This is a genomic window from uncultured Acetatifactor sp. (assembly GCF_948601915.1).
In the GTDB taxonomy this organism is placed as follows: Bacteria; Bacillota; Clostridia; order Lachnospirales; family Lachnospiraceae; genus Acetatifactor.
Genome location: NZ_CAPDXS010000051.1, coordinates 1 through 6,569, shown reverse-complemented (window position 1 = coordinate 6,569; position 6,569 = coordinate 1). Strand labels below are relative to the sequence as shown.

The following is a 6,569-nucleotide window of genomic DNA, read 5'->3' as shown; positions in this document are numbered from 1 at the left end:
AGGCCCTCTACGACAAGCCTTGCCAGATGTTCAACTGCGGCGCCATGATCGACTACATGGGCTATACGCCCAGGACGCTGGAGGAGATTCTCGAGGGGCAGAGGAAGCCGGAAAAGGCCGTTTAAAAATTTTTTTAAATTTCTGAAAAAAACTATTGGCAAAACGGTATCGGATGTGGTATAATGACTTTGTTGTCAGGCAGGATTAGTACATTGGTAGTATATCAGCTTCCCAAGCTGAGGAGGCGGGTTCGATTCCCGTATCCTGCTCTCCATGATGGCAGAGAGAAGAACAGTCAAAGCGGTTTGGCTGTTCTTTTTTGTTCCATGCTCAGCAAAACCCGCAGACACGGATGCCTGCGGGTTTTCTGGCCACCGCTCCTGCGGCGGGCCGCGCTCCCCGAGTTGGGCTCGAACCAACAACCCCTCGGTTAACAGCCGAGTGCTCTACCATTGAGCTATCGAGGATCGTCTGAGGGACGTCTTCCGTCCATCTGTACTATAATATGCCCTCTTTAGCCCGTATTATACATCCACAGGATATTTTTTTATTCCGGCGGTTCCCCGTACAGATGCTTCATGTACTTCACGAAGTCCACCACGGAGTTCCGGGCCTCCGGCTTCAGCTCCAGAACGGTATTGATGATGTCCTGTACGGTGAAATCTATGGCCACGCGCCGGCGCAGGGCCTCGGGAGGACAGCGGTATTCCGTGCGCCCCAGCAGATAATCCGTAGTGACATCGTAGAACTCCGCCAACCGGCTCAGCATCATCAGGTCAGGGGCGTGCACACAGTTTTCATAGCTGGAGAGAGCGCTTACGGACAGGTTCAGGATCGCGGCCAACTGTTTTTGGCCCAGGCCTCTTTCTCTGCGCAGCTGTGCCAGCGTCGCACCAATGTCTCTCATGAAATGCCGCCTCCCTTTTCTCTTCTGTATTGGCAATGCGGAATGTTTACATAACGTAAATATTATTTTAATATATTTTAGGGATATTAAAATAGCGTTTCATGGATGCAATAATATTAATACTAAATTCCTCGAATAGTAAAAAGCAGTGAGAACATTCGGGAGCGGGCCGGCCGAAACAGCTTGTCCTGTTCAGGAAAATCCTGTATAATGGACGGAAGGCCGTATATGCCCGCCATGTGCGGGAAGGATGCGGGAATGGAAGACAAGGAGGGAATCTGCATGGGACTGGAAATGATAGAGGCGGGATGGCTGTCCATCCTGCCGCCATTGATTGCGATTACGCTGGCATTGATCAGCAAGGAGGTGTATTCCTCCCTGTTCCTGGGGATATTCTCCGGGATGTGCATTTACTGCTTCTGCACAGGGGGGGATATCCTGCAGGCGGTTACATATGTGTTCGACATGCTGGCGGCGAAGATCGGGCAGAACGGCTACATGATTATCTTCCTGGTGCTGCTGGGGTCTCTGGTGGTCATCGTCACCAGGTCCGGAGGCTCGGATGCCTACGGGCAGTGGGCGGGGAAGCGGATCAAGAGCAAGAGAAGCGCCAAGCTGGCCACTGCCGCGCTGGGGCTTATGATTTTCGTGGACGACGGGTTCAACTGCCTGACGGTGGGGACCGTGATGCGGCCCATCACGGACAAATGCCGGATTTCCAGGGAGAAGCTGGCCTATCTGCTGGATGCCACGGCCGCGCCGGTGTGCATCATCGCGCCGATCTCCAGCTGGGCGGTGGCAGTGGCCTCGGAGGTGGAGGAGGCCGGAGGCCTGAACGCCTTTGTGCGGACGATTCCCTATAATCTGTACGCTATTTTGACGATCGTCATGGTGTTTGCCTTATGCTTCACGGATTTCGACTTCGGCCCCATGGAAAAAGCGGAGGCCGGCAGGGAAGAAAGACGGACTGGCGCAGCAGAAGAGACGCTTAAGCGAAAGCGGGGGACGGTGCTGGATCTGGCGCTGCCCGTGGTGACGCTGATTGTGTGCGCGATTCTGGGAATGGCATATGTGGGCGGGTTCTTCGCGGGCACGGGCAAGGCCTTCACGGAGGCCATCGGGGAGAATCCCACGGCGGGCCTTACCCTGGGGACCTTTGCGGCTCTGGTGGTGGCATTGGCCCTGTACCTGCCCAGGCGCATCATGGGTCTGCGGGAGTTCATGACAGGGATCATCGACGGAATCAAGACCATGATTCCCGCCCTGACCATCCTGATTCTGGCATGGGGGCTGGGCGGCGTGTGCCGGGAGATGATCGGGACCGGCATCTTCGTCAGCCATTTCGTCAGCGCTGTGAACCTTCCCTTTGGTTTCCTGCCCGCCATCGTGTTCGCCGTGGCGGCCTTCCTGTCCTTCTCCATGGGGACGGCCTGGGGGACGTTCGGCATCCTGCTGCCCATCGTGTCCATGATGTGCGCGGGAGGCGAGGGGGCTGCCGTCCTGATTCCCGCCCTGGGGGCCACTCTGGCGGGTTCCGTCTACGGCGACCACTGCTCGCCTATCTCCGACACCACCATCCTGGCCTCCACCGGGGCACAGTGCGAGCATCTGCGCCATGTGGAGACCCAGCTTCCCTATGCCACGCTGGTGGCGGCGGTGTGCTTCTTCGGGTATCTGGTGGCCGGATTCTCCGAGAATGCGTGGATTACGATTCTGTCGTCCGTCGTGCTGCTGCTGGGGGCGCTTGGGGGGATCGCTTTCCGGGGGAAGCGAAGAAGAGGGCGTGGAAAGCATTGAGGAATGCCTGGAGAGGGCGCCGCTTCATGGCAGAATCCGCAGGGCAGGCATCAGCCTCTGCGGATTTTCGGGGACATAGAGACGGCTGCTGCAGCCGCTCCGTAAGCGGCCTCCTCCTGGTGGGCCACGACGGCGAGGGGCATTCCGAAGCGGGCCCGGAGGATGTCCCGGAGTGCAGGGTTCCTGCGGACGCCGTTGCCGGAGGCCATAAGCCTGGCGGGGGAGAGCCCGGTCCCGGTCTGGATCGTATGGTACAGGCCGTAAAGCTCCTGGGCCATGCCGTCCAGGACGCCGCGAATCAGGGCGGCGGGGCGGAAATTGTCCAGGCGGATTCCATTGACGGAGCCGGTCTCCCGGGGGTTCTCTCTGGTGCCCAGGAAAGAGGTGCGGACTGTCCAGCTCTCGTCAGTGTCCTCCTGCCTGTCCAGCAGTTCTCTCATGACGTCATACTGGGGCACATCCGCCCCGCCTGCCGCTGCCGCATATTCTCTGAAGAACCGCTCCAGGGCCGCATAGGCGCTGCCGCCGCACAGTGCTGCCCCCACCAGCAGATAGCTGTCCCCGGTGAAGGGCCTGGCCTCGATGCCCTCACCCTGGAAGCAGGTATGGGACAGCACGGAAATCTGGGAGCCTGTCCCGATGTTCACCAGCCCACAGTCGCGGTCCTCGCCCACCGAGCCCAGGAAGCTGGCCTGATTGTCCCCTATGGAGACGCAGACGGGGATGCCGCGGAAAGCGCCCAGCGGCAGGAGTTCTTTCGTGACAGAGGGCAGGAAATCCGGGGAGGCGCCCCATTCTTTTACGATATCCCACAGAAAATCATTCGTCTTACAGTCATACAGGCCCAGGCTTGCGGCCTGGCTGATATGGACCAGGGGAGCGCCGCGCCCTGTCAGCGCCATGCCCACATAGTCGGCTATGGTACACAGGGAGACCGCTTCCGCCGGGACGAGGCCTTTCTTCAGATTGTACAGATGGGTGGCCAGGCCGTAGCCGGCAGCCAGTTTTACGCCGTAGGCCTCAGCCAGGCAGCGGCAGACGCTCATTCCGCCGTCATAGTCAGGCAGGTTCCCCCGCCCGTCCTGCCAGGTGTAGAGCGGGCTCACCGCGAGGCCGCTCCTGTCCAGGTAGAGGATGCCGTGCATCTGTCCGGTGAGGCCGATGGCGGCCACATCGCCCCAGGCGGAGAGCAGCCCCTCCAGAGCCGGGTAGACTTTTGCCAGGATGGCTGCGGGATCCTGAAGCCTTTCCCAGGGGCGGGCGCTGGGAAGGAAGGTATTGTTGGGGAGCGTGACGGCTTGGATGAGCGTGCCGTCCGGAAAGCCTGCGAGGACGAGGCTGATGCTGGTGGTTCCGATGTCGATGCCGATGCTTTTCATGGGAGGCTCCTTTGCTGCGGATGAATTTCGGTGGACTGTTATGGATATTTTACAACGAAATGTAAGAAATGAGAAGGGAAAAGATGAAAGGTATTGAAAAGAACAGTGCCCATGGTGTATAGTAGGAGATGGAACGCGGCTGCCTTTACGGAGGGCTGCTCTGATAAACTAAGCAGGGAGTTTGTGGAAGATGGAGAACGCGGATTGGCGGGATATCCATATCGAATTGCTGAACGAAGCGAACACGGAAGAACTGAAAAGAATCCACCGGGAAGATGTCAGTGAAGCCTTTGTGGACTCGGTGGAAACCATTGCGGAAATCACACAATACGGAATCGACCATCACTGCATCGGACATACTTATGCGATAAAGTATAAAGAGTCCTACATCGGGCTTATCTTATTAGGGGAGGCGTTGGAATGGGAGACGGATCCCGCTGAAATGAAAGGAACCCCCTTCTACCGGCTCATGGGCTTTGTAATCGACAGGCGCTACCGGAATGGGGGGATAGGCTCTTATGTGCTGGAAAAGGTAATCAGGGAATGCTATCAGGAATTCGGCATCCGCCCGATTGCCCTTGGCTGCCATAGGGACAACCGCCAAGCAACGGCCTTTTATGAAAGGCATGGCTTTGTGAGGACGCAGGCCATGGAAGGTGATGACTATTATTACCTGAGATATCCGGAACGGACATAGAGGAGAATTTTTGGGAAAGGAAGGATTTCCGCAGGAGGGACAGTGCGTCTGCGGAGATTGGAACAGGAGGTCAATTATGGGAGTCTTATCAAATCTGGAGCCACAGAACGTATTTCACTTTTTCGAGGAGATCACGAAAATCCCCCACGGGTCGGGCAACGTAGGACAGATCAGCGACTATCTGGTGAAGTTTGCCAGGGACAGGGGGCTTTACTGCATTCAGGACGAGCTGAAGAACATCATCATCATAAAGGAGGCCGTCCCCGGATATGAAGACGAACCCACCGTCATCCTCCAGGGCCACATGGACATGGTGGCCGTAAAGAAGCCGGACTGCGACATCGACATGGCAAAGGAAGGCCTGCGGATTGCCGTCCGGGGGGATGAAATCTACGCCCAGGGCACCAGCCTGGGCGGGGACGACGGCATCGCGGTGGCCTATGCGCTGGCGCTGCTGGATTCCGATACCATAAAGCACCCCCGCCTGGAGGTCATCGTCACCGTGGACGAGGAGGTTGGCATGGACGGGGCCAGGGGCATCGACCTGTCTATGCTCACCGGGAACCGCATGGTGAACCTGGACTCGGAGGACGAGGGAATCTTCCTGACCAGCTGCGCAGGAGGAGCCAGGGTCAAGGGGAAGCTGCCGCTTTCGGAGGCCCAGCGCCAGGGCGTGGCCGTGGAGGTGACCGTAGGAGGCCTCCTGGGAGGCCATTCCGGCGGGGAGATACACAAGGAGAGGGGCAATTCCAACTGCCTTATGGGGCGCCTCCTGTATCGGCTGGCGGAAACGTTCGATATCGGTATCTCACGGCTGCAGGGCGGCCTGGCGGACAATGCCATCCCCAGGGAGACGAAAGCCGTACTGGTGGTGGAGGAGCGGGACAAAGAGGCGATCCTGGATGTGGTGAAGACAGTGGAGGGAGAGATTCGGGCGGAGCTTTCCTCCAAGGATCCCGGGGCATTCCTGGCAGCGGGAGAGGGCAGGCCCGGAAGCTGGCTGTGCACCACGGCGGAGGATACGGCAAAAGCGGCGGCCTGGCTGATCGCCCTGCCGAACGGCGTGCAGGCCATGAGCGCGGACATGCACGGGCTGGTGGAGACCTCCCTGAACCTGGGCATCCTGAGCTATGAGGACGGCAGCCTCCTGGCGGATTTCTCCGTGCGCAGCAGCGTGGAGAGCGCAAAGCAGGCCCTGATCGACAGGCTCTGCGCGGTCATCGGCCTGGCAGGGGGGAGCTTCTCGGTCAGCGGCGATTATCCGGGCTGGAAGTACCGCAAGGATTCGCCCCTGCGGGAGAAGATGACGGCGCTCTATGAAAAAATGTACGGAAAAGCGCCTAAAGTGGAGGCCATCCACGCGGGGCTGGAATGCGGCATCCTGGGCAGCAAGATAGCGGATCTGGACTGCGTGTCCATGGGCCCTGACATGAAGGACATCCATACCACGGAGGAGACCCTGAGCATCTCTTCCACGGGCCGGGTGTGGGAGTTCCTGGTCAGGCTGCTGGAGGAGAAGGACAGGCCGTAGGAGATGCCTTAGGAGGTGGGATGCGGAGCTTTGAGGGATTGGGGCTCCGCATTTCTTGAGAGATATGTGCATAAAATACAATAAATGACAGCATTTTTTGTGCATTCCTACTAAAATGCAAAATTTGCAAAAAAATGGTTGCAATTTTTATCAGTACGGATTATAATATTAAATGGTTACGGGGTGTGGCTCAGCTTGGTTAGAGCGCCGTCTTAGGGAGGCGGAGGTCGCGAGTTCGAATCCCGCCACTCCGATACA

General features: G+C 58.2%; 5 protein-coding genes and 3 tRNA genes. 5 read left to right on the top strand and 3 right to left on the bottom strand.

Annotation, left to right across the window (positions count from 1 at the left end):
• Positions 1 to 198 precede the first annotated feature (198 nt).
• Positions 199 to 269: transfer RNA gene (locus Q2B33_RS10585), tRNA-Gly, on the top strand.
• 126 nt (positions 270 to 395) lie between these two features.
• Here the strand turns inward: Q2B33_RS10585 and Q2B33_RS10580 are convergent.
• Both Q2B33_RS10580 and Q2B33_RS10575 read right to left on the bottom strand, forming a co-directional pair.
• A tRNA-Asn gene (locus tag Q2B33_RS10580) sits at positions 396 to 467 on the bottom strand.
• Positions 468 to 547: 80 nt separating this feature from the next.
• Positions 548 to 907 (bottom strand): helix-turn-helix domain-containing protein, encoded by a 360-nt coding sequence (locus Q2B33_RS10575; RefSeq protein WP_300565188.1) that lies wholly within the window; start codon positions 905 to 907, stop codon positions 548 to 550.
• A 210-nt stretch (positions 908 to 1,117) separates the two neighbouring features.
• Between Q2B33_RS10575 and Q2B33_RS10570 the strand changes: the two genes are divergently transcribed.
• On the top strand, positions 1,118 to 2,704 hold the full coding sequence (locus Q2B33_RS10570; RefSeq protein WP_300565186.1) for a Na+/H+ antiporter NhaC family protein: 1,587 nt from the start codon (positions 1,118 to 1,120) through the stop codon (positions 2,702 to 2,704).
• A 50-nt stretch (positions 2,705 to 2,754) separates the two neighbouring features.
• On the opposite strand, the gene Q2B33_RS10565 is transcribed toward Q2B33_RS10570, so the two are convergent.
• Positions 2,755 to 4,083, bottom strand: coding sequence for a sedoheptulokinase (locus tag Q2B33_RS10565; protein ID WP_300565184.1), 1,329 nt, complete (start codon positions 4,081 to 4,083; stop codon positions 2,755 to 2,757).
• 190 nt (positions 4,084 to 4,273) lie between these two features.
• Here Q2B33_RS10565 and Q2B33_RS10560 point away from each other — a divergent pair, with 190 nt between their 5' ends.
• The 3 genes from Q2B33_RS10560 to Q2B33_RS10550 all read left to right on the top strand — a co-directional run bounded on the left by Q2B33_RS10560 (position 4,274) and on the right by Q2B33_RS10550 (position 6,565).
• Positions 4,274 to 4,780 carry a GNAT family N-acetyltransferase gene (locus Q2B33_RS10560; protein WP_300565182.1) on the top strand — a complete coding sequence of 169 codons (507 nt, stop codon included), beginning with the start codon at positions 4,274 to 4,276 and terminating at the stop codon, positions 4,778 to 4,780.
• A gap of 76 nt (positions 4,781 to 4,856) precedes the next feature.
• Complete coding sequence (locus Q2B33_RS10555) at positions 4,857 to 6,311, top strand: aminoacyl-histidine dipeptidase (protein ID WP_300565180.1); 1,455 nt, start codon at positions 4,857 to 4,859, stop codon at positions 6,309 to 6,311.
• Positions 6,312 to 6,490: 179 nt separating this feature from the next.
• Positions 6,491 to 6,565, top strand: a tRNA-Pro gene (locus tag Q2B33_RS10550).
• Positions 6,566 to 6,569 lie beyond the last annotated feature (4 nt).

Excerpts from the sequence above, each read along its gene's own strand:
- Q2B33_RS10560 (WP_300565182.1), top strand. The coding sequence starts at position 4,274 with ATGGAGAACGCGGATTGGCGGGATATCCATATCGAATTGCTGAACGAA.
- Q2B33_RS10565 (WP_300565184.1), bottom strand. The coding sequence starts at position 4,083 with ATGAAAAGCATCGGCATCGACATCGGAACCACCAGCATCAGCCTCGTC.
- Q2B33_RS10555 (WP_300565180.1), top strand. The coding sequence starts at position 4,857 with ATGGGAGTCTTATCAAATCTGGAGCCACAGAACGTATTTCACTTTTTC.
- Q2B33_RS10570 (WP_300565186.1), top strand. The coding sequence starts at position 1,118 with ATGGACGGAAGGCCGTATATGCCCGCCATGTGCGGGAAGGATGCGGGA.
- Q2B33_RS10575 (WP_300565188.1), bottom strand. The coding sequence starts at position 907 with ATGAGAGACATTGGTGCGACGCTGGCACAGCTGCGCAGAGAAAGAGGC.